This is a genomic window from Streptomyces mashuensis (genome assembly GCF_014654785.1).
Classification (GTDB): domain Bacteria; phylum Actinomycetota; class Actinomycetes; order Streptomycetales; family Streptomycetaceae; genus Streptomyces; species Streptomyces mashuensis.
This window is the reverse complement of sequence record NZ_BNBD01000002.1, coordinates 291,859-315,434: the sequence shown is the minus strand read 5'-3', so window position 1 is coordinate 315,434 and position 23,576 is coordinate 291,859. Positions and strand designations below refer to the sequence as shown.

At 70.6% G+C, this 23,576-nt stretch carries 9 protein-coding genes; all 9 read right to left on the bottom strand.

Annotated elements, in window-relative coordinates; genetic code table 11:
- Window positions 1–83: 83 nt before the first annotated feature.
- Window positions 84–560, bottom strand: a complete 477-nt coding sequence (locus IE305_RS06580; protein WP_190128485.1) for an IPT/TIG domain-containing protein — start codon at window positions 558–560, stop codon at window positions 84–86.
- 90 nt (window positions 561–650) lie between these two features.
- Window positions 651–1,898: a hypothetical protein gene (locus IE305_RS06575; RefSeq protein WP_229890662.1), complete on the bottom strand. Its 1,248-nt coding sequence runs from the start codon at window positions 1,896–1,898 to the stop codon at window positions 651–653.
- Complete coding sequence (locus tag IE305_RS06570; protein ID WP_229890661.1) at window positions 1,895–2,176, bottom strand: hypothetical protein; 282 nt, start codon at window positions 2,174–2,176, stop codon at window positions 1,895–1,897. Before IE305_RS06570 ends, IE305_RS06575 begins: the two co-directional genes overlap by 4 nt.
- 83 nt (window positions 2,177–2,259) lie before the next feature.
- Window positions 2,260–3,576: a phage major capsid protein gene (locus IE305_RS06565; protein ID WP_190128482.1), complete on the bottom strand. Its 1,317-nt coding sequence runs from the start codon at window positions 3,574–3,576 to the stop codon at window positions 2,260–2,262.
- A gap of 249 nt (window positions 3,577–3,825) precedes the next feature.
- Window positions 3,826–5,946, bottom strand: coding sequence for a 2'-5' RNA ligase family protein (locus tag IE305_RS06560; protein ID WP_190128481.1), 2,121 nt, complete (start codon window positions 5,944–5,946; stop codon window positions 3,826–3,828).
- A 60-nt stretch (window positions 5,947–6,006) separates the two neighbouring features.
- A complete protein-coding gene (locus tag IE305_RS06555) occupies window positions 6,007–6,219 on the bottom strand; it encodes a hypothetical protein (RefSeq protein WP_190128480.1) in 213 nt (70 codons plus the stop codon).
- Window positions 6,210–6,836, bottom strand: a complete 627-nt coding sequence (locus IE305_RS06550) for a hypothetical protein (protein WP_190128479.1) — start codon at window positions 6,834–6,836, stop codon at window positions 6,210–6,212. Before IE305_RS06550 ends, IE305_RS06555 begins: the two co-directional genes overlap by 10 nt.
- 27 nt (window positions 6,837–6,863) lie before the next feature.
- Window positions 6,864–7,121: a hypothetical protein gene (locus tag IE305_RS06545; protein WP_190128478.1), complete on the bottom strand. Its 258-nt coding sequence runs from the start codon at window positions 7,119–7,121 to the stop codon at window positions 6,864–6,866.
- Window positions 7,122–7,132: 11 nt separating this feature from the next.
- Window positions 7,133–23,566 carry a helicase-like domain-containing protein gene (locus IE305_RS06540; RefSeq protein WP_190128477.1) on the bottom strand — a complete coding sequence of 5,478 codons (16,434 nt, stop codon included), beginning with the start codon at window positions 23,564–23,566 and terminating at the stop codon, window positions 7,133–7,135.
- Between the last annotated feature and the right edge of the window lie 10 nt (window positions 23,567–23,576).

Sequence of the window (23,576 nt, the reverse complement as noted above, 5' to 3'; positions counted from 1 at the left end):
CCTGCACAGGGGACTTGGTTTGTGTCGCGCGGTGCGGGGAGCCGAGAAGGGGCCCCGCTTGATACGGGACCCCTGTGGCTCCGTCAGCTTCCGGCCGTGGTCTCGTAGGTGAAGCCCTCGGCCTTGGAGACGGCACCGCTGTCGTCGGCGAGTTCCACGGGCACTGCTCCGGCCGCGCCGGGCGGCGTCCTCACGGTCAGTTCGGTGGCCGAGCGGATGTGAAGATCCGTGCCGGCGGCGCCGCCGAGGGTCACTGCGGAGACGCCGTCGAGGTCGGCGCCCTTGATCGTGATGGTGGTGCCGCCCGCAGCTGGGCCCTTGGCGGGGCTGATGCTGTCAATCGATGCCGAGGTGAACAGGCGGCCAACGGCGGAGCGCGCGACGATCGTCCCGGCCGGGTACAGCAGGAAGCGCTTGGAGCCCTCGGGCTGCCCGTCCCCGCGCCCGTACGGCTCGGAAACGTAGACGTCTTCGGTGATCCGAACAGGCGGATCGTCGAGCGCGGCCGCGGGGAACGCTGCCTTCGTGATGCGGGTGCCGTCCTGGCGATACAGACCCATGGTGTCCTTCCTCCGGATGCGGTGGTCGAGGGAGGATGCGCGCCGGTAGTCGCTTGGGTCGCGTGCTACGGGAAAGGCACGGTGCTCGCGTTACAGCAGCCGGAGGTGGTCCCAGCCGTCCGGGCCGACGCTGAAGACGAGCAGGCCGGTGGAGGAGACCTCCCCGCTGCGGGCGGTGTACCAGTCCGACCCGTTGTCGAGCGTCGGTGCTTGAATGTGCAGCCGCCCGGCGCCGAGCTGCGTGGCCCGGAAGTGATGGAAGTGCCCGGTGATCAAAATGGCGGCGTCGGCGATGGCCTGTCGCCCGAAGCTCTGCGACCGCCACCAGTCGCTGGCCTTCTCCGGCCGGGCGTACTGGTGGCCGTGCGCCAGACCCACCGTGGTGCCGGCGACGTTGAGGCTCACCGTCTCCCGCCACCGTTCCGGCACTACGAAGGACACATGGCCGTAGGAGTCGGGGTTATGGGCGTACGCGTCAGCGATCTGGCTCATGACCTCGATGCCCCAGTCGTCGCTGGGCGGCCCGACGGCTTCGCGGCCACGGCGCACGCGGCCGTGGTTGGAGCCGCAGGTCGCCGCGACAACGCGGTCGAACCGCCCGGCGAGACGGTCCAGGCCCTCGAAGGTGATCCGGCGGTGAACGCGGATCATCTCGGTCATGGTCAGGTCGTTGGTGTACGCCTGCTGCGCGGTGTTCTCGTAGTTCTCGACGCAGTCCCCGGCGTCCATCCAGTACGCGGCTGTGGGGCCCTGGCCGATGGCCTTCAGGCCCCGTATGTGGTCGTCGAGCCGGTCGAACCGCTCGGCGACGCGACCGATCAGCTCCGGGGTACCGCCGGCTCTGCCCACCTTGCCGGCCTGCGCGTCGGCGTACACGACGACGAGGGCGCGCTCTGCGGTGTCGGCGGCCGCGCGGGGCTTGCGGCGGCGGCGCATCGCGTCGCGGACCAGGGTGTCGACGTCGCCCGCGGACAGCCAGGCAGGTGTGGCGGGTTCGACGATGTAGCGGCAGCGCCAGACTGCCCGGGTGACCGCGTCCTCGCCCTGGGCGTCGCGGTGCCAGGCAGCAGGGTCGTGGCGAGCCTCGACGAGACGTACCTTCCAGCCGTCGGGGATGGCGAGCCCGAGGTCTTCGACACGGGTGCGCCAGTCGGCTTCGCTGTTCGGGGGCTGCTCGTCGGCGGGGGCGGTGACGACCATAGTGCCGCCCGGCTCGTAGCAGACTCCGGCCTCCCAGCCGCGGGGTGCCGATGCGGGCGTCCGCAGGACCTCGCTCGGCTGCGACTGCGCGGCAGGGGCGGGCTGGAGCAGCGCTTCCAGGTCGTTCGTCAGGGTCATCGCGTGCACCGGCATCCGTTGGCCTCGCCGCGGCGGCGGTGCCGCGCGACGGTGTAGGCGGTGATCGAGCGGCCGTGCTGGTTGAGCACTTCGGCGATGGCCGTGGAGGAGACCGTACGGGTGCTGAGGATGCGGCGCAGCGTCGCTGCGGTCTCCTCGTCGACCGACGTCAACACGGCCCCGACGCTGCACGGCGGGCCCTTGCGGGCGGCCGGCACTTCGGTCAGCGCGTCCAGGTCGGCGGCGAGACCGACGGGTTCCTTGTCCGTCACCGGCATTCCTCCGTGTCAGGTCGTGCAGAAGAGGGGTGGAGGGGAGGCGCCGGGCCGGGGACGGTGGGCGGCGCCTCCCCTCATCGGGGTCAGCCGGTGGTGGGCTGGGTCCAGGTGCCGATCACAAAGCTCTCGGGGCGCGGGACCTCCAGGGCCACCCGCTCGTCGGCCCGGAAGGTGATCAGGCCCTTCTCGAAGTTGTCCGCGTTCTCCGAGGAGACGGTCACCGAGACGGATTCCCTGTCGTGGAGCTGGGCGCCGAGTCCGAACGCGCCGACGAGGAAGTTGTCGTCGGCCATCGCCGTCGTTTCGACGACGTCCAGGCGCCAGACTCGCTTGGTCGCGCCAACGGCGATCTGCAGGGCGACGCGGAAGGCTCCGGTCTTGTCCTCCTCAACCTCGACGTGCTCCCACATCGTGGGCGACAGGACGATGCCGGTCGGGTCGTACTCGGCGAGCAGCGCCTTGGTGATGCTGCGCCGGATCTGGACGCTGTACTGGTCGGTGTTCAGGCCCTTGTACTGCTGGACGCCGGGGGTGTTGAAGATGCCGGTGAGGGACTGGCCGTCGCCCACGGAGTGCAGGAGGTCCCAGTCCTCCTGGTACTTCACGCCTTCGATCATCCTCGAATTAATGAAGGTCTTGAGCCGGGGTTCGTCCGACAGGATGTTCTTGTGTGCATCGAGCAGGTGCGCGATCTCGCTGACCGGGTACATCACCGGGACGAGCGAGAGCTTCGAGCGGGGCGCCCGGCCCCACGTGTCGGTGTCGGCACCGGTCGCCGGGCTGACGCCGTCGGAGCCGTAACGTTCCTTCACCTGCTTGGCGTTGTTCGTCCAGCCGGTCTCGCGCGCGCCGTAGAGCACGGCCTGCTTGGTGCTGCTCTTGGGGAACAGGTCCCGGATGTGGAACTTCCGGTACTCGCGCTCGGCGATCCCCAGGTTCTGCGCGGAGCCGAGGGTCTGGTGCGTGACCGTGCCGGCGGACAGACTGAAGATCGACTTGCCCTCCATCTCCGCGCGGACGTACGGACGGTCGCGGAACCCGGCCTGGGCGGCGTTCTTGTAGGCGTCGCTCTCGACGAACAGGTCACCGAGGCTCTTGCCCTCCATCGTGCTCAGCGGCTTCTGGCCGTAGTGCTGGCCGGCCGCGGGTATGGAGTCGGGCGCGGCGAGGTACTGCTTGACCTCGCCCATGCCCTCAGCGTCGGCGATGAGCTGCTTGAGCTCCATCGCCTGGGCGGACACCTTCTTGAAGGCGTTGGCCTGCTCGGTGCTGACAACGAAGCCACCGTTGTCCTCCACCTTGAACGTCTGCGAGATCCGCTCGGCTTCGGCGGACTTCTCGGCGAGCTGAGCCTTGAGGTTCCTGACCAGGCTCTTGCTCTCGAGGACGGCGGTGCTCACGGGGTGCTCTCTCCTGATGCTGGGTGCGGTTGACGTGCGTCGCTCGCCCGGCCAGCACCGGGACGACCCGACAACGCGGGGCATTTGAGAGAGCGGGGGTGGTTAACGTCGCGTGCTGCCGTTCCTTGCATGTTGAAGGAAGGCAGCACACGGGCTTTGACCTGCTGTTTTGTTGTTCTCGGTGGCGTGGTGAGCCACAGGAGTGGTCGGTCGGAGTGCCGACGCGGTGATAAGGCTGAGTCGCGGCGGCTAGCCCTGGATCGCGGCGAGTTGCGCCTTTACTTCTGCAGGGTCGAGGCGCACGGTGTCCTCGTCGTCTTCGCCGTCCTCCGGGTCCTCGTCGGTGCCGCCGTCGAGGCCGGGCGTGGAGTCGTGGGGCTCGTCGTACGGGTCGTCGTCCCACAGGTCGATGCCGCTGCCTGCCATCGGGGACGGCGCGGCCACAGGCTGCTCCTGATCGGGCTGGTCATCGGGGTTGATGTCGAGGCCCTTGGAGGAGAGGGCGGCGAGGAGTTCACCGACGGTAGCGCGCACTGGCTCGAGTTGCTCGGCGCCGTCGGCGGCCTGGATGCGAGCGGTGGCGTCCGCGAGGGCGCGCATGGTCGGCCGGACGACCCTGCTGTCTGTGGTCTCGCTGCTGTCGGCCGCGCGTGCCGGCCCCTGGTCGGGAATGACTACGGTGGTCAGCTCGACGGGTTGCGGGGCCCCGAGGGATATCTCGGGGCCGACGCTGTCGTAGGGCACGGCGTAGTTGACGACACCGCCGTCCTGGTGGACGGAGACGATCGCGCGGTCCGGGTAGGTTGCCTCGATGCACGTCCAGGTGCCGTCCTCGGTGGCGAGCAGGCGGCGGACTGCTGCGCCGACGCGGTCTCGGATCTCCTCGTACGAGGCGGGCAGCGGCTGAATCGGCGACACGGTGGCTCCAGAGGTGATGCGGGACTTGGCTTCGAGGACGGCGGTGCGAGCGCTCTTGCTCTCGGCGGCATGGGTGGCCGGGTAGGCGCCGGTGGCGTCGTGGTGGCGCAAGTTGCAGTAGCCCTTGGCCTTGTCAGGACTCATGTGCCGTCCGGCGATCGTCACGCAGCGGTCGAAGTCTCCGGCCGTGCCCCAGGCGATCTGTGCAGCCCCTTCGCCGCGCACGTACCAGTGGCGAAGTTGCTCGGCGTCACCACGGTTCTTGTCGAGGCCGCCTGCCGCCTTGGCTTCGAGCACTGCGGCGCGGGCGGTCTTCGCCTCGATGCTGGCCCGTAGATCAGTCGTGCTCACCCGTGCAGGTTCGGTATCCGCAGTGGGTTCACTCGCGGCCGGGCCGGTGAGGCGAACGGGGGTGGAGTCCGGTCCGCGCACGACGTGCACCGTGTCGAAGGCGACGGGGATCGGCGGCACGGCCGTCAGGTTTTCGGGCAGGTCGTAGCCCAAGGTGACGTGCGGCGTGAAGCCGTGGGTCGTCTGCAGGGCCGCGGACAGCGGCGAGAGGGCCAGTGCTCGTACGACACGTTCGCGAAGCTCGGCCAGGCCAGGCACGTCGACCGGTACGAAGGCCGGCTCTCCGTCTCCGGAGTCGGGGAAGCGGCCGATGCCTCCGATCGTCCCGGAGAGCGGGGCGGCGCCGTCGAGCGCGGCCGCGACGATGCCGGCGAGGTCGTCCGGGTGGCCAGGGATCTTGTCGGCGTCACCGAGGTAGGCCAGAGTGATGTGCAGATCGCGCGCGGCGGTGCCCTGCGGGTGGGCGATCCTGCTGGCGGTGTTCGCGGGCAGGTAGAGCGCCACCATGGCTCCCCGGCCTGCCTGGGATTCGGCGGCCTTGACGTCGATGTGGCCGGTGGAAGCGGTGGCCTTGTGCTCCAGCTCGACCGTGCCAGGGTCCGCCTTCACTTCCAAGCTTCGGGTCATTGGGTGCGCGCCGTGCAGCACCGGGGAGACCTCGTAAAGATCGAGCTTGTGGATCACGCGGACGCCGTCGGAGCGCTTCGTCGCGCCGCTCGGCGGAACGCGGTAGCCGATGGAGAACTGGGCTTCGCCGTGGTCGTGCCACTGCCGGACCTGCTCGTACACGTCGCGGCCCTTCGACGTGCGCAAGTTGAACTGGATGGTCGCGACGAGTGCCCCGGCACCGGCGGGCCAGCTCGGGATTTCGGCGAAGCGAGGATCACCGGGCTGCCATTCGGCAATCTCGAGGACGACGCCGATGGGATCCTTCCACTCGTGGTGCCAGACAGTTTTGACGGGTCTGGTCGCCAGGGTGTGGGCGAACGCGCCGGGGACGATCAGGTCCGCGACTTCGTCGACGACGCCAGTGACGGCGAAGATCGCCCTGCAGATGCCCTTGCGGGGCACAGGGGCTCGGGGCGTGGGGGCGGTCGGCACGGCGAGGAACCTCCGGCGGGTGGACTGTTGGCCGCCGGGGACCGTGCCGTGCTCGCCTGTTTACTGTCCTGCGCTGACCCGGTCCTGGGGGATCTTCGCCTCGGCGGCCGTGCGCGCCGCGATCCAGCCCTTTGTCCAATAGCGGGCGCCGAACTGCTGCGCTTGGTCGGCGCTGTAAGGGTCGTAGGGGCAGGCGTCGGAGGGATCTCCCGTCGCGAACGCGATCTTGCCCTCGTTGAGGAGCGCCAAATACCGCTGGCGGTTCAGCTCCACTGGTTCTGCTCCTTCTGCTTCGGCGGGAACAGAGAGTCCTGCCCGCCGTGTTCGGCCGCTGCATCCCCGCTGCCGTCGTTGGCTTGGCTGTGGGTGCGGGTCATCTGGGCATCGTCGACGTCGATGGCCCAGATGTCCGGGTCCGTATACCGCCATACCTGGCCGGTGGCGTCGCGCACCCAGCCTGTCAGTGTGCCGTCTGGGGCCTGGTCCAGCCACGCCTCTTCACCGTCGGTGCCCTTGTAGGCGGCGAAGGCGTCGGCCGGGTCGGTCTCGTCGCCGTCGTCGTACATGTCACCGGACCACGGCCGCGCGTCGTCCTCCGGGACGGGTGCCGGGTCGGCGGCGTCGTCCCTCGGCGTCTCGGCACCCTCGGTGGCGGCGGCTCCCTCGTCTGAGGCCGCCTCGTTGGGCATCTCGTCGTCGGTGGGCTCAGGGGCCGGTGCCTCTTCGCTGGAGACGGCGGCGGGCTTCTTGCTCGGGCGGGCGTCGTCCGTCGGCGTGTCGACGTCGGCACCGTCAGTGGCCGCGGTGTCCTTGTCCTGGTCTTCGTCGTCGTCCCCGAACGGCTTGCCGCCCTTCGGGAGCGCCTTGATGGCGATTCCGTATCTGGTCACGGCGCGCAGAGTGGGGAGGCTGACCGGTTAGTGTCCTGTGCTGCCCGCCTCGCGACTCTCGATGACCTCGGTGTACCGGCGGATGACGGCGAGAACGGTGTCCTCGTCGTCCCCGGACACCGTCCGCAGCGGCCCCGTCGGCGTCAGCAGGATCGGCTCGCCCGCATGCAGCGCGACGAGCGCCGCCGCGCGGGTGGAGCCGACCACCGGCTGTGCCGCGTCTCCGGTGATCTGCACCTGGTAGGCGGAGCCGTCGTCGAACCGGCCAGTGACGGTGTGCGGCATGGGCTTCTCCTTCATCGTGTGGCGAGCAGGCCGAGGAGGAACGCCCTCAAGTCGTCGTCCTCGTACCAGTCGCCGGTGAACATGGCCTGCAGCGATCGGGCGAAGCTGTCACCCGTGGCCGTCTGCGTCTGCTGCTGGGCCAGGAGCCTTCCGAGGGCGGTGTGGTCGAGCGTGCGGGCGCCGGGGCGGCCGGTGTGCGTGCGCGTGTACCAGAAGGCGCGCTGCGCGGCGTCGAGGTCCGGCACGTGCCCGGCGAGATGCTGCCCCAGGGCGTGCGCGGCCGTGCCCAGGCCAGCGTCGCCGAGGTCGGCGACTGTGACACGACGCGTATCGGGTTCGTACCGGCCTGCCTCACCTGTGACGGCGGTGAGCTGGCGCCCGTCCGGGGTGGCGAGCCAGTCCCTGGGGATGAGGCGCTGCACGTCGCGCACGGCCCGCTCGGCGTCCGGGGTGGTGTCCAGGCCGAACACGACGCCCGCGGCGCCCTGGGGGCCGAGGTCACGGACATTGGCCAGGGCCACCGCAACGGCGCCGGGCACCGCCGCGGCGTATCGCGTCCGCAGCTCCTCCCATTCGCGGCGGGCGGCCGCGGCTTCCATGCGCGCGGCAGCGATCTCCACGTCCACGGCCGGGTCCTGGACGATGTTGCTGCTGCGCGCGGCCTGGAGGTTGAGCAGACGTCGCTCGGTGGCGGCCACGTAGTCGTCTGCGTGGCGGAGGGTGCCGTGCGGGTCGCCGCCGAAGTCGTCGCCGAGCGCATCGGCGAGATGGCGGGTCACGTCCTGGTCGACGTCCGTGCCGGCCGCCCGCAGCACGGCCATGTGCCGCAGCGCGCTGAGGCCCGGTCCGCCGTCGGAGGCGCGGTCCGGCACCCACCGCGTCTCGGCGGTGCGGCCGGGGAGCCTGCCCGCGGCGAGCTGCGCCCACGTCGTCGGCCGCCACCAGGAGACGCGACGGGGCGCGTGCCCGAAGCGGCCCTGCTCGGGCAGCAGGCCCGCCCACTGGGACACCCGTGCGGCCAGCGACTCGCCCTCAATGTCCGGGAGGTCGAGTGCGGCGTGCAGACGCGCCAGGCGGCGGGACTCAGGCCAGTTACTCACGCGCCCCACCAGCCGGCGCAGGAACGCCTTGAGGCGGGAAAGTCGCTCACGGCTGTTGCGCCACAGCTCGGCGATCTTCTCGGCGGCGGTCTTCACCAGCTCGATGAGGCGACGGCCCATGCGCCCCAGCAGAGCGATGACGCGTGCGAGGAAGCCGGGCTGCCGGGCACTGTCCGGGGCCATGACGGCGGCGCGGCCGGCGATCTGCCGGGCGGCGGCCTGTCGGGTTCCGTCGAGCTGCGCCGTGAGGAGCCGCGTCAGTGCCTCGGTGTCGGCCGGGTCGACCCCGGCCTCTTCGAGCTGCCTCAGAAGCGCGGTCACCGCGTCGTCGACGTGCGTGGTGGCGTCGGCGAGCCCGTCACTGTTCGGGACGTTGCGTGGGCGCGACGGGGACGGGGCGTTGAACTGGTCCGGGATAAGCCGCAGCAGGCCAGCCGCGCGCTGCGCCAGGTCCTCGTTGGGCTCGCCGGGGAGGGGTTCGAGGTCGTTGATCGTACGGAGCGCGGCACGGACGGTCCGCTCGTGCGCCTTCGTGCGGGCCCGGTGGAGGGCCTGCTGTACGGCGGCACGGTCGCGGCCGGTGATGCCCGCAGCGTCCAGGGCGGCGTTGGCGTCCTGGCGGGCGGCATTGCGGGCCTCTTGCAGGGCATCGGGGGTCAGACGCTGCGCGATCTGCTCGCGCAGGGCGTGGATGTCGCCGGGCGGCTCGGTCCCGGCAACGGCCTCGTCGATGATGCGTATGGCCACCGTTCGGCTGTGGTCGGCGACGATCTGGCGCCGCACCGCGGCGATCGGCGGGTTGGGGTCGCGCGGCGCCGGGGCGGGAGCCGGGTCCGGGGTGTCGCTGCCGGTGGTGTCCGGGGCGGGCTCGGGGAGCTGCCACACAGGCATGGCGGCGTGGACGATGCGTCGCTTCCACTGCCGGTTCTCGTCCTCCAAGAGCAGGCTGCGCACCCCGCCGGGGCCTTCCTCCACGTCGATGACGCGGTAGATGTGGATCTCGTCGCCGCGGCGCTGGTCGGGCATGGCGATGATGTCGCCTTCGCTGATCTGCGCGGCGTTGGACGGACGGGGGCGGTCGAGTCCTTCGGGCGCCGTCCGGCCGGCAGCGCGGTCGAGGTGGTCGGCGGCGCGCAGTGCGGCCCGCCCCTCTGCGGTCGTCGGGTCCGCGTTCGCCCGGAGTTGGGCCGCGAGGGCGGTGGCCTGCTCCGGCGTGACGGGGAGGTCGGCGCCGAGCCGGGCGGCGGCTTGCTGGGCGTCGGGGTTGTCCTCGGGGCTGCTGCCGTTGTCGGCGATGGCGTCGCGGTCGGCCGGGGTGAGGTCGGGGTCGACCGTGGGGCCGTCGACGGGATCGAGCGAGGGCAGCGGCTCGTGGACGGTGAGTTCGTCGTCGGCGGCCGGCGCATCGTCCGGGCCGAGGTCCGGTGCGGCGCCGTTCGGGCCTTCGGCCTTGTGGACGACGGCCGTGACGTCCATGTCGATGGCGCCGAGCTCGCCCGTCGTGGTGTCGACGTAGTCGAGGGTGACGCGGTCGCCGTCGCGGTTGGTGTCCAGGATCTCCACGGTGGTTGGAGCGCCGTCGAGGTCGAGCACGACGACGTCGCCCTTGTTGATCTCGTCGGCGGTCGATTCGCTGATGCCGGTGACGGGTGCGGTTTCGGGGGTGTCGTCGCGGACTTCCCCGACGACGCGAAGGTCCGCGGCGTGGCGGGTGGTGGTGCCCTCCGCGGTGGCGACCGTGATGCTGTCGCCGTTGGCCTCGTCGACCGGTCCGAGGAGTGCGCCGTTCTCGTCGGAGACGACGTGGCCAGGACGGATCCGCTGGCCGGTGGGGGTCCAGCCGGCGGGGCGCCGGTCCTCGGTGTCGTCGACCGCGAGAGAGGCCGGCGCGGCTGCGTTGTCGGTGTCGCCGTCGGCCCACCGCACGGAGACAGTGGTGTCGGTGACGCCGGTGACCGTGCCTTCGCGGTCACCGCTGCCGGTGACGTGGCTGCCGGGGAACAGGCCGATGCCGCGGATGTCGGTGGCGATGGCGTCGGGCAGGTCACCGCTGACGACGTCGTCCTGGGCGCCGCTCGCCGGGGCGCCGGGTGCATGGGCTTCCGGGGCCTCGGCATGGGCGGCGCTGGCGTTGAGCGGCGTGTAGACGGTGCCGCGGCTGCCGGTCCGGCCATCGGGGCTCTCGCCGATCGTCGTACGCCACATGTCCTCGGTGCGTCCCCGGCGGGTCACGGTGACGCGCTCCGGGGCATCAAGGACGTACCCGGCACGGGTCACGGCGCGGCCACGGCGGGTCGTGCCGTCGATGCGGGCCATGTCGCCGGGCTGGAGCTGATCGGCACTGGCCCAGTGCGCGGGCTGTCCGCCGATGGGCTCGGGGGCCGAACGGTGCTCGGGCTCGTTCGTGTCCTCGGCGGTGCGGTCGGACGCCTGGGTCGACTCCGGCGCGGGCCGGGGCTCGCGGGCTGGGCCGACGGCTGAGGTCGGCGTTTCGTCGGTGCCGGTGCGCTTGGTCTCCGAATCGTCACTGCCGTTTGCTTCGGGGGCGCTCGCGGCGTCCGGGGCGCTGTCGCCGCGCGGAGTCTCGGGCACGTCCGGGACGCTGTCGTCGCGCCGAGTTTCTGGCACGTCTGCGGGGCTGTCGTCGCGCCGGGTTTCAGGCACGTCCGGTGCGGCGTCCGCCGGGCGCGGCTGGCCTACTGCACTCAGGCGCAGGGCGGCGGTACCGCCGGGGGCGGGGGTGGCTACGTCGTCGTTGGACGGCTCCTCCGAGCCGCCGGGGGCTGCGGCGGTCACCGCCGGGGTTGCTCCGTCCGGCTCGTCGCCGGGCCCGTCCGGGGCCCGGTTCTCGGCGTCCTCGGCGAGTCCCTCGCGCAGGCGCTCCGCCCACACGGATCGCTGCTCCAGGTCCTGGAGGCCCTCACGGTCCTGCTGACTGCCTTGGGTGGCGGACAAGGTGTCGCGCAGCCACTGGAACTCGTCGCGGGCCTGCGCCAGGTCCTTCGCCAGGTTTCCGTTGGGCGACTGCTGCGAACGGAAGGACTCGACGAGCTGCACGAGCCGGTCGTACCGCTCCTTGACCGCCGGGTCGCTGCTGAGGCTGCCGGGGAGGTCTGGCAGCTCCGGCGTGTGGCCTGCGAGGTGCGCCTTGACCGTGTTCCAGGTGTCCTCGTTGGGGTTCGTGGCGTCGGCGGGGTTTCGCTCGGCGCGTACCACCAGGTTGGCCACGGCCAACTCTCGGGTGGCGGATCGGCTGTTGTGGTCGTGGTTGATCGTCAGCAGCGGCGTTGCGTCCCACATTTGCTGGCGGTCGGGCGAGTTGGGGTTCGCGTTGCGCACGGTGCCGATGCGGCGGCCGTTCATCCAGACGTCGAACGTGCCGGTGCTGGCAGCAGCCGGGCGGAGTTCGGCGCGCTCGGCGAGGGCACGCACCTGGTCGGTGCCGCCGAAGCGGCGGTTCGCGTCCTCCTCGGACTCCGGGGTGAGGGTGAACGACGGCAGGTCAATGCCGTCGGTGCCAGGTCCGGCGAGGCTGTCCGCCCCAGGAGTGGCCGTGTCATTCGCGGCCGCGGCGCGGCGCTGCTCCTTCTCGTACTTCTCGCGGTCGACCCTCTCGTCCGCGCGGCGGCGCTGCTTGTACTGGTTGTAGGTGAGGCGCCCTCCGTTGTTGTCGAACCACTCGATCAGTTCTTCGCTGGCGTAGTCCCGCCACCGGCCGAACTGGGACAGGGAACCGCCGGAGAACAGGTCGCGCTCGCTGACTGGCGGGAGGCTGCGGCTCGTGCTGCTGAAGAAGTAGCCGTTGGTGGCGTCGATCGCGGCGGAGTAGCGCGCCTCGTCGACGTCCTGGAATTCATGCTGCAGGCGCTCCTCACGGGTCTGCGGGCGCCGGGTGACATCGGCATTCCCGAAGCCCAGCGCGGCGTCCATGGCTTCGCCGCGGCGTCGAACTTCTTCGGCGTCGGCTGCTGGCGTGGTCGGGATGGCGTCCCGCACTCGTTGGTCGGTGTCGTCGCGCCGGTCCATCTCCTTGGCGACGCGCGTCTGGTCGGCCTCGGAAAGGCCCCGCCCCCATGCTGCGGCGAGGTCGTCGTCGCTCAGGTCGGTCAGGTCCTCCGGGAGGGCGGCGACGGGCTTGGGCTGCGGGGTGTCGTTGTTCTGCTCGTCGCCGTCCTGGAACAGGTCACGCATCGTGCGCAGAGCATCGGGCAGCGTGCGGCCCTGATGGTCGCGCCACTGGTCGATGGCGCCCGGGGTGAGCGGCTGGTGCCAGTTGATCGGCTGCCCGTTCGCGTCGGTGGTGATCTCGAAGAGGTCGGCGAGGTCACGGGCGTCGTCGGCGGTGCGTGCCGTGAGTGTGATCTTGCCGAAGCGGCCGCCGTTGCGGGCCTGCGCGAAGTGCCAACGCCGCATCCCCTCGGGGGCGGTGTCATCGGTCCAGGTGACCAGCCCGCCGTTGGAAGAGAGGGTGAGCGTCGGGTTGTCGGCGAGCTGTGCGAGGAATGCCCGCCGTTCGGGGGTGTTCTCGTCAGCGGTCAGCTGGTCGCCGCGGCGCCACGCGTCGCGGAGGTCGGCCACGTTGCGCGGCGGCGTACGGTCGGGCGCCACGCTGTCGCGGTGGGTGCCGTCGCTGTCCGTTCCGTCGCTGCCGGCCGCCGGGATGCGAGGAGGGTGCGGCAGGCTGAGTTGGGGCAGCCCCGGGCCGCCCGCACCGCCGAAGCCTCCTCCGCCGGCGCCGCCGCCCTCACGGCCAAGGCGACGGCGACGGCGCGAGCCGTCGAATTCGTCGTCCTGCGCATCGGGCTTGTCGGCGTCCGTGTCGTTGGTGTCCGGGTCATGTGCAGCGTCCGGCGTTTGCGGGCCGCCAGAACCTGCGGGGGCTGCGTCCGGCGCTGCGCCGTCCGCGTTGCGGTCGCTGTGACGCGGATCGTCGCTGCGCCGCTCCTCGCCCTGGGGCTGCTCGCCGCCGTCCCCCGGCTGCCTGTCGTCCTGCTGGCCGAGCTCCGGGGTTTCGTCGCGCTCGGTGTCGTCGTCATGAAGGCGCGCGGGGGCGTCACCGTTGCCGAGGTCCGGCGTCGACTGTTCGTCTCGGCCGTTGTCGAGCTCCTCGTCCGGGTGCCGCAGCCGGAGCTCGGCGTCGCGGTTGTAGAACCGCTCCTCGCCGTCGCTGGTGACGATCCGGACGCGGCCCCGGCTGGTACGTCGCGGCGGCTCAGCGACCGTGTGCGTACGACCGTCCGCGTCGGTGTACCGGACTCCTTCCTCCAGGTCCTCGGGGTTGCGCATCTGCACCGGGCGGAGGCGGCTCGTGTCACGTCCCTCGTGGTCAGCGAACATGTCCGGGGTACCGAAGAGATCGTCAGGCTGGTCGAGCGGATTGTTCGGGTCGGCGGCGACGGGGCCCTGCGCCTCCGGCTCGTCGACGTCGAAGAGGCTGCCATCCGGCTCGGCGGCCGCTGGCTTCTTCGGCTCCGGCTTCGGCGTACGCCCGGCGCGGCGGTCCTTCTCCGCTTCCAGCACGGCCATGCGGGTACGGTCGGCGCCGATCAGCTCGCCGTCGACCATCTCCCGCTCCATGAGGGCCACGATCTCGTCGGCGATCTCCCGATCGGTCATGGCAGACGGTGCCTTGGTGCCCTCAGGGCGGATGGCGTCAAGCTGCTGGGCGACCTCGTCGCGGTCGAGGGTGACCGTGTCGTCGGTGACCGTGGGGGCGTCCGGGGCGTCTTCTGCCTCGTCGGTCGGAGCGTCCGGCTGGACCACCCCATCGCTCCGGGACGGTGCCGGCTGCTCTGTGTCGCCATCCTCCGGGTTCTCGTCACCGGGAGCAGCGGACGTCACCGGTAGGTCGCGGCCGCCGTCGCCGCCATCTGCAGCGCCCGCTGCGCTGTCCGGCGCGTCGGCGTGCTCCTCGCTGGTGTCGTCGCTACGGAGCTGACGGAGGGCCTGGGAGACCTCCTCGGTGGAGAGCCGCACCTGGTCCTGCTCCGGCTCCCGCTCCTCCGGCACCTTCGGCTTCTCGGCGCGCTCGGGCTCGGGGAACTTGCGGTCGAAGTCTTCGAGCGTGAGCACCGCGGCGCCGACGGCAGCCTGGAGCGGGATGCGGGCCTGATTCCGATCCTCGACAATCCGGCGACGCTGGGCCTTGGTCAGCCTCTTCTCGAGTTCCCCCTCGTCGATCTCGGGCACCCTGTCGAGATCTGCTATCCGGCCGACGATGTCGTCCAGCAGGTTCGCGCGAGCCCGCGCGTGCTCGATCTGCGGAGTGAAATCCGCAGCGGCCTGCGCCGACTGCAAGAGGGCTATCTGTTCGTCGAGTTCCGGCAGCCGGGCGCGGTCAGCCTCTTGGAGGGCGGACGCCTTCTCCAGCGCGTTGGTCAGCCGGGTGATCATGCCCGACCCGGCGCCCCGCTTCTTCAGGTCATCCGGCCCACGCTCGAAGTCCGAGCGTGCCAGGTCAGGGAAGCCGACGTGTGCGATGAGTTTGCCGTCCGCGCGCCGTTCGGTCCGCACGGCGACGTCGAGGCCACCGAACTGGCCCAGCACCTTCCAGGGGCCTATGCCGTCGCGGTCGTGCTCCAGAAGCTGGGTGGTGACCTGCCGGTGCAGGGCTGCCGCAGCGTCGGCGCGCTCCGTGTACGGCAGGCCGTCGAGGTTCATGGCGAAGGTGCCGCGGACGTCGCGGATACGGGGCAGGGCTTCCTCACGGCGGGCGATGCCGTCGCGGGTGTCGGCGAGTTCCTGCTTCAGGTCGGCCAGGGCCTCCTGGCGGCGGACGCGCTCGGCAGCCTCATTGTGCTGGTCGATCTCCAGGTCACGCAGGAGACGGCGGGCCTTCATGAGCTGGCTCATGTAGGGGTTGCCGCCGATCTCGGCTTCCATCGTCTCGTAGTCGGGGTAGTCGACGTCCAGCTCGGTGACGGTGTCGCGCGTGTCACTGTCGGCCATCTCCGGGCGCTGGATGTCGACCAGACCCTCGGCCTTGGATGCCACGAACCCGGCCTTCCAGCCGTCGAGGCTGCCCTTGGTGGCGAAGATGTCGATGTCGACTACGGGGTTCTGGTTGCCGTAGCGGATGGCGCGGCCGTTGCGCTGCTCCATCTGCGCGGCGCCCCAGTCGAGGTCGACGTGGGTCAGCGACACCATGCGGTTCTGGGCGTTCATGCCGGTGCCGGCAACGCTGCTGGAGCCGATGAGTACGGCTATCTCACCGTCGCGGGCGCGGCGGAACAGCTCGGCCAGTTCCTCGGGCTTGCCCGTCTTCTTGTGGTCCTGGACGAACGCGATCTTCTCTTCGGGGATGCCGCCCGCGACCATGAGCCGCTTGAGTTCGGCGTACGCGTCGAAGGAGCCGCGGTTGTTGCCGCCCGGTACGCCCTCGTTCAGGAAGATCATCTGGAGGGCGCCGGGGGTCGGGTGGTCCTCGGTGCTGCCGTAGTACGTCTTGTAGACGCGGTCCTTGTGCTGGTGGTAGCGCTCGACATGCCGGGCGGCGACGGCGGCGAGCTTGTTGCCGGCGGGTGCCTTGGGGTCGACGAGCCGCGGGTCCAGCGCGACGGACGTGCCCTCGTTGGAGACGGCGAGCATGTTGTCTTGCGACCGGTCGACGTCGCCGTTGTGGATCGCGCGTCCGCGGGCGACGAGCTGCTTCAGTCGGGCTGTCTGGTCCTTGGTCGGATCGACCATGACCAGGTTGGGGCCGCCGTTCGCGATCTTCGGGCGGGGGATGCCGACGTCGTCAGCGCGCTTGGTGTCCGCGACCAAGCCCCACATGGTCTTCATGGCGCGGCGGTTGTGGAACTCGGAGAAGCGCTCCACAACGCGCAGGCCGGACCCATCGGGGGCGTTTTCGACACGGAGGGTCTTGCGGCCGAAGGTCGCGGCCCACAGGTCCGGGGCGCCTGCCTTGTAGGAGTCCAGGACCCACGGGGCGGCCAAGGCGAGCATCGTGAACTGCTCGGTGATGCTGTTGGACAGGGGCGTGCCGGTGGCCAGGGTGACGGTGGCGCGGCCGGCACGGCGGCGGTGCAGGTCGGTGAGCTTCTGGTGCAGGTCGATGCCGCGGATGGAGGCGGGGTCACCGCCGCCCTCGCGGGAGCGGAAGCCGACGCCCTTGTACCGGTGGGCCTCGTCGACGACGGCGTAGTCGTACCCGAGGTCGTCCCAGTACGTCTGGCCGGGCGTCCGCATCGGCGCTGCGTTCTTGCTGATCTTGTTCTGGACCGTCGCGATGCGCTGCTCGATCTTGGCGACGATGAACGGGTGATCTGGGTTGGTCGCGTCCTCGTACTGCCGGTCGAGCTGTTCCCGCAGAGCTTGCAGCTCCCGGAACTCGTACTCCTCCTGCGCCTCGGGGCTCATCTTGATCGAGCCGAAGGCGGGTTCGGTGAAGATGACGAGGTCCGGCTTGTTGGCGCGCAGCCACTCCAGGGTGCTGTCGCGGCGCCCGTCGGCCAGGTCCCCGCTGGTGATCAGGTGGATCTCGGCGTTGGGGTAGAGGAACCGCGCCTCGTCGTACCACTGCTGGGCGAGGTGGTCGGGGACGACGGCGTACGGCTTCTCGATCTGCCCGGACGCCTTGAGGGCTTGGGTGCCCATGACGAGCGTGCTGGTCTTGCCCAGGCCGACTTCATGGGCGAGGATCACCGAGCGCTCGAACTGCATGCGGGCGGCGCCGGAGCGCTGCCAGGCGTGCGGGGTGCGGTCCGGGGTGAAGCCGTCCAGGGACGGGCTCATGCCGTCGTACGAACGGACGACATGCCCGTTCATGATCTTGTTGTAGGAGTCGGTCAGCCGTGTGAGCCGGTCGGCGTTGGCCGTCGCGTACTTCGCGAACTCCGACCGCATCTGGTCGGCCTTCTGCCGGACCAGCCGTGACGTTTCTTCGTCGACGTCCCGGCGCTTGTCGTCGCGGTAGATCGTCAGCGAGCCGTGGCCGAGGATGGCGCGGGCGATCTCGACCGCGTTCTTGCCCTTGGTGCCCTTTTCCTCGTCGGCCGCGACGCCGTGCAGGACGTTGTTGGCCTTGGGGACCTGGCCGGTGTAGAGCATCCAGCCGTAGCGGTCGTCATGCGCGACGCGCAGCGTCTTGTCGCCCAGGTACTCGCGCAGGAACCCTTGCAGTAGCTCGGGCGGCGTCCAGTGCGCACCCATCTCCGGCGTGAACTCGCCGATGGTGCGGTCGGGTGGCTGGACCGCTTCGAGCGCGGAGACGTTGACGGCGAACGCCGGGTCCTTCTCGGCGGCTCGGCGTGCGGCTTCGAGCTTGTCGCGGACGGGGCCGGACAGGTAGGCGCCGGCCAGCTCCAGGCGGCCGGTGGTCGGGTCGGTGAAGACCTCGTTGCCCAGCGCCCGGAGGGCGTCCTGGGGGTCCATGTTCAGCAGGCGGGCGATCTCGCCGAGGTCGACTTCGCCGGTCGCGGCCACGACCGCGGACAGAGCGGTCTTCGGGTCGTCGGTCCGGTCGAGCGGCTGCCGGCGCGCGGCGGCGCGCTCATCGAAGACGCGGGAGAGGATCGGCTCCTGCTTGTCCGCGTCCCACCGTTCCAGGGCGAGGACCGAACCGGCGTCCGGGTCGGAGCGGAAATAGCCAAACGCGGTCGGTGTCCGCTCCTCCGTCCCGTCCGGCCGCGTGCCGGTCTTCATGCTGCGGAACTGACCGGGCTTGGACAGGGGCCCGTGCTGCTCGACGTACGCGGTGTGAAGGCCGCGGAGCTGGGCGCGCAGCTTCTCGGCGCGCTCGTCCTCCGCGTTCTTGCGGTCCAGCACACGCAGCTCGGCAGCGACGTCGCGCAGCTCCATCAGGGCGCGGAGCTGGTCCTCGCGGCCGTCGGACGGCTCGACGACGACGGGGTTCCCGCCGTTGACGTGCTGGTAGAGCTTGCCGTCGTCGCCCTCGTAGAGACGGCCGGTCCAGTCGTTGGCGTGCTTCTCCCGCGCGGTCTGCAGGAGCACGGGCGGCCGGTTGTCGCCGTCGGGGTGCGGCTTGTAACCGTTGCCGTCGGCCTTCGCCTTGGTCGCGATGTCCTTCAACGCGTCCCGGAGCTGGTCGGCGGCCTTGGCCGGGTTGCCCTTGACGGTCAGGCGCGGCCCGAATGGAGACGACTCGGTGGTCAGGTCGCCGAGGATGTGTTCGGGATGCTCGGTGAAGTACGAGTTGACGTGCTCGCGGACGTCCCCGACCTTCCGCTCGGGCGCATTCAGCCACGAGGTGTCGCCCGGGTCGTCACCGTCGGCGCGGCGCCGCAGCACCAGGACGTCGGTGACGACGCTGGTCCCGGCGTCGTTGAAGACACCGGACGGCAGGCGGACAGCGCCGATGAGGTCGCCGTACTTGGCGATCTGCTTGCGAGCCTTGTCGCCCTTGGAGTCGAGGGTGTGCCGGGAGGTGATGAGCAGGGTGATTCCACCCGGCCTCGTCAGTGCGAGTTCCTTGGTGATGAACCCGTTGTGCAGGGACTCCGCCGGGTACCGCTTGTCGCCGAAAGGCACCGAGGCGAAGGGGACGTTGCCGATGCTCGCGTCGAACGTGCCGGGGTGGGCGTCGGTCTCGGCGAAGTTCTCGTTCAGGACGTTGGCGTCCGGGTAGATCGCTTTCGCGATCCGCGCCGTGGTCGGGTCCAGCTCGATGCCAGTGAGGCGGGCGCCTTCCGGGGAGACGCCGAAGAATGTGCCGGAGCCGGAGCCGGCCTCGAGGACGTCACCGCGCTCGAACCCCAGTGCTTTGAGGCCGTCCCACATCGCCTCGGCGATGGGCTGCGGCGTGTAGTGCATCGACAGCGTGCCGCGCCGGGCCTGCTGCCATTCCAGCGGCGTCAGCTCGTCGGAGAGCATGGTGCGCAGGTCGCGGTACTCCGCCCAGCGGGCGTGGTCCTGCGCGAACTTGCCGTACCGTGCGCCGCCCTGCTGGTAGCGGGGTTCCTTCTCGTTCGGCTCCGAGGCGAACATGATCGGAACCGCGCCCCACCCGCTCCAGCGGGCAAGGGTGACCTTCTCCTTCTCGGTGGCCGGGCGGTTCTCCCGCTCGAGCCGCTTCAGGACCCGGATGGCCTCGACGTTCGCGGCGGCACGCTGGATCGGTCCCTTGGTGGCGGCGTCGGCCGGGTTTGGCCGGAAGCGCGGCGCTACATGTCGTACACCGCGTCCTGCATCGCCAGCAGATCCCGCATCTCCGGACTGAGTGCCGGCAGCTCCTCGGTCTCCGGCTCCGGCTCCGGCAGCAGCTCCCGCAGAACCATCGCGGTCGCGTCCGCCCTGATCTGCCTGATCTGACCCGCCCGGCTCTCGTACTCCGTCGCCGCCAGCACGGTCGCCTCCAGCGCCTCCTCGGCCGCCAGAATCGCCGTCTCGATCTCCCTGCCCTTGTTCAGGAAGAACGTCTCCGCGTCGTCCATCGCTGCCAGCTCCCGCGGACGGTACTTCGTCCAGTGGTCCCTGGCCGTCTGGCTGTAGATGCTCACCGTCAGCCCCTTCATCCGTTCCGAGAGCCGCGCGCAGGGCTGCCTGCTGCGCCTCGATCTCCTCGCGGGAGATGACCTTGCGGTCGTCGTCCCCGCCATCCTTGCGTACTGCGGTGCGCTGTCCGTCGATCCCGTGCAGCGCAGCGTTGATGGAGGCCAGCCGGGTGCGGGCCTTCGACCGATCCGACGAGTCCAGTTCCCGGTCGCTGGACCGGAGCATCATCTCGCGAGACAGATCCTCGGTGACCCGGTGGAACTCTGCGAGCAGGCCCTCGGGCACGTCGATGTTCGCGCCCTTGCCGATCTTCCCGGTGATCGGGTTGGTGTTGTCGGACCAGCCGTAGCCGTGTCCCTTGAACAGACCGTAGAGGGTCTGGCGTTCCTTGCTCGCTGCCGGGAAGGAGTCGGCCCGGCGGGAGGACTGGTACAGCTCGAAGAACATCTTCGGCACCCACACGCGGCGCACGGGGCCATACAGGCGCACCGGCTCGCTCGCGGGGTCGGTGTCGTAGCTGTCGACGATCGCGGCCAGAGCCTCGGGCATGCTCGGGAAGGCGCCCAGGGTGCTGCCGTGGCGCTGGCGCTGTGCGTTCCACCCGGCCTTGTGGCCGCCCGCGTACGGGGAGTCGTGCTCGTGGTAGCTGATCTGGCCGTAGTCGTTGCCGTCGACCCGGACGGAGATACCGTACGAGCTGGTGAGCGGGTCTTCTCGGGCCTCCGCACGGTTGACCTTCTGCTCACGGCCCTCGGCGCCGCGGCGGTTCTGTTCTTCGAAGAGGGCCTTCAGTCGCTCCTCCAGGGCCTCCCGCTCCCGGCCGGTGGTGAGGTTCCGCTTCTTGTGGAGGTCGCGGAACGCCTGGTCCAGGTCCGCGTCGTTGAGCCCGGCAGGGTCGGGGCCGTTGCGGTAGACGTCGGCCTTTCGGTTCTGCCGTTCCTCGTACACCGCGTGCCGGCGGGCCGCCAGGATCTCGTTCTGTTCCGCGCCCAGGCGTCGCATGCGGGCGGGCAGGCTCAGGAACTCCTTCTCCAGGGCGTCGTCTTCGAGGTCTTGGACCGGCGGACGCTGCTGGATGGCGTGGAGACGGCGAGCCTGCTGCTCGGTCTCGGCATCTGCCAGACGCTCGGTTACCTGGTTCCACAGGTCCCGCTCGGGGGCGAGGTCTTCTTCTTCGTGGATCGTCCCCGACGGCTTGTGGGCTCGTTCCCGGGACTGCAGCTCCTTGATGCGGGTGGCAAGGTCTTCGTCGCTCAGATCCTGGGGGCGCTCCGCCTGGTTGACGCGCTCGGTGGTCCGGCGGCGACGATCGGCGTACAGGGCCTGCTCGTCCTCATTGAGCCGGTCGCCGCGGCGAGGGCCGTAGGTGCCGCGGTCCCGCTCGGAGCGGTTGATGGCCTCGGTGAGGTCTTCGTCGCTCATCGCGGCCGCGCGGTCCTGTGCGCTCGGCTTGGGGGGCTGGGGCTCGTCGTGGTTGTTCTCGTCGGCCTGGTCGATGCGGCGCCGCTCGAGCTCGGCTTCGACCTTCTGCAGGGCGGCGCGGGCTCGCTGCTTGCGGGCCGGGGTGGTCGCGACCTCGGCGTGGACCTTGAGGTTGTCGCGGTGCTGGCGCAGGTCCGCCTCGGGCATCGCCCGGAGCTCCTTAGCGTCCTCGTCCAGCTGCGCGGTATCCGGAGCGCCGGCGTTGTTGCGGTCCTCGTCGGTGACGCGGACGTTGCGGCCTTGCCGGACGAAAGCGGCGAGGATGTCGGCGGCCTTGCGGTCGCGAGTCTCCGGCTTCCACTGGGTGCCCGTGATGCGGGCCTTCTGGACCGGGGACCAGGCCAGCTTTCCGGCGGCGCCGACTGCCCGGTCATCGCGAGCGTCGTTCTTGATGGTGCCGCGCACGGCCAGGACCCGCTTGCCCTTGTGGGTGGTCCACGCCAGGTGCACGTGGTCGGCCTGGTCCGGGTTAGTGGTGGCCAAGTGGTGGCGGGCGATGATCTGGTCGGCGATGTTCGCGTTGCTGCCGATGGGCACGTAGACGCCATCGACCATGGCGTGACGGTCGCTGTAACTGCCGACGACGGAGGCGATACGGGCCCCGTCCGGGCCGTACACGGTGACCGGCCCGGGGTTCCAGGAAGTCGCCCAGTACCCGGGCACGCCTTCGACCGGCTCGGCCTCCTTGGGTACGCCTACCGGCCGACCGTCGGTCTCGGGCTCCGAGCCCTCCTCCAGCTGCTGGACTACGGCAGGCTCGGGAGCCGACGCCGGCTCCTCGGCCGACGTGCTCCTCTCCTGCTCGCTCTCCGCGGAGTCCGCCCGCACGTGCTCCGGGGTCTCGGGCTTGTCGGTGACCTCGGGCTTTGTTGTCGACTGCGTGGGCGCGTCCGCCTTCGGCGCCTGGCCGTCGTCGTCACCGAAGGGGCGACGGCGCAGCGTCTCAGCAAGCCGGTCGGTCGCGATGCTGTGCTTCGGCGGGTGGTCCTGGTCCCACAGGGCGCGGGCAGCCGTCCACTCCTGCTGGTAGTCGCGGCCCTTCGCGGAGCGCCAGGTCCGCCGGTACTCGGCGAACTTGGGGTCGGAGAAGTCGAGCGGCGCCCCGTCCTTGTCCTTGAGCGCGCCGACGATGTGCTCGGCGAAGCCCTTGGCGTCGCCCTGCCGGTCGAACCACCATGGCATCTGCTGCCCCGTACCAGTGGCGTGCAGGTACCAGTCGCCTTCAATCCGGCGAGCGACGAACTGGCCGCCGCCCACGAGCTTGAGGCGCTGCTCCTTCACCAGGGCATCGAGGTCCCGGGCCGCGCGCCGGTCCTGCTCGCTGCCGGAGGCGCGCAGGGCATCAGCCCGCTGGGACCAGTTAGCGCGGACCTGCTGGAGCGTGGTGAACCGTCCACGAGCCTGGGCACGCTGCTGGCTGGCAACCGGGGCCTTCGGGGCGTTGTCGTTCTCCCAGGAGGCGTGGAAGTCCCGTACGGCCCGGCGGATGGCCTGCTCTGCGTCCTCACCCTTCGTGGAGCGCCACGTCAGGAGCCATTCGGCGATCTTGGGGTCGGAGAAATCGATCGGCTCGTTGAACTCGCCCGGCATGATGTGCCCATTGCGGACGTGCTCATTGATGTAATCGGCCGCCGCTTCAGCTTCCTCGCGGGTGGCGAAGTCGCCGACGCCGAGGTAGCCGCCGGTGCCGGTGGAGGTGAGGTACCAGCGGCCGGTGGCGTCGTCCCGGGTGGTGACTAGGCCGCCAGACGGGGTGACCTGTAGATCCTCGTCACCAGCCAAGCGGCGCAGCGCCGGCGCGTTGGCGCCGGGCTGCTGGGCCAGGTCGAGGAAGTGGCGGCGTACGGCGGCGGTGTCCTCGAATCGGGCTCCGGCGCGGGCCTTGCGGTTGGGCAGCGCGGCGGTGTCGACGTCGTGGTGCCCGTCCTCGGGCTCGTCCTGATCGTCGCCTGCGGGGCTGTCGCCGGCATCGCCTCCGATGGGGTTGCCCTCGTCGTCGGCGTCGTGCGGTTCATCGGGGGTGTCCGGGTCTCCGTGGTCGTCGCGGGAGAGACCCAGGCCACGCCGCTCGTCCTGATCGCGGCGAGCGTCCTCTGCCTCGACCTTCTTCTGGTTCGAGGTGGGGGCGCTGCCGTCGGGGCGCGCAACCATCGTGATCCAGCGGGCGCTGGTGCTGTGGCGTCGCCCGGTGTAGGTCCCGTCGGCCGCGCGGTCCTGGACGAGCACGCGGTCATGCGGGAGGGCACGAACGACGCGGGCGAGCTTGCCTGACCACAACCTCGCGACGCCGCCGGTCTCGATGAACCTGCCCTTCGAGTCCCTGGGGTGCAGGGCAGCGTTCCACGGCCGACGTACGGACTTGGCCTCAAGGGTGCGACTCAGGTCGGCCGGGGAAGTGCGATTCACCATGGCGCGGACC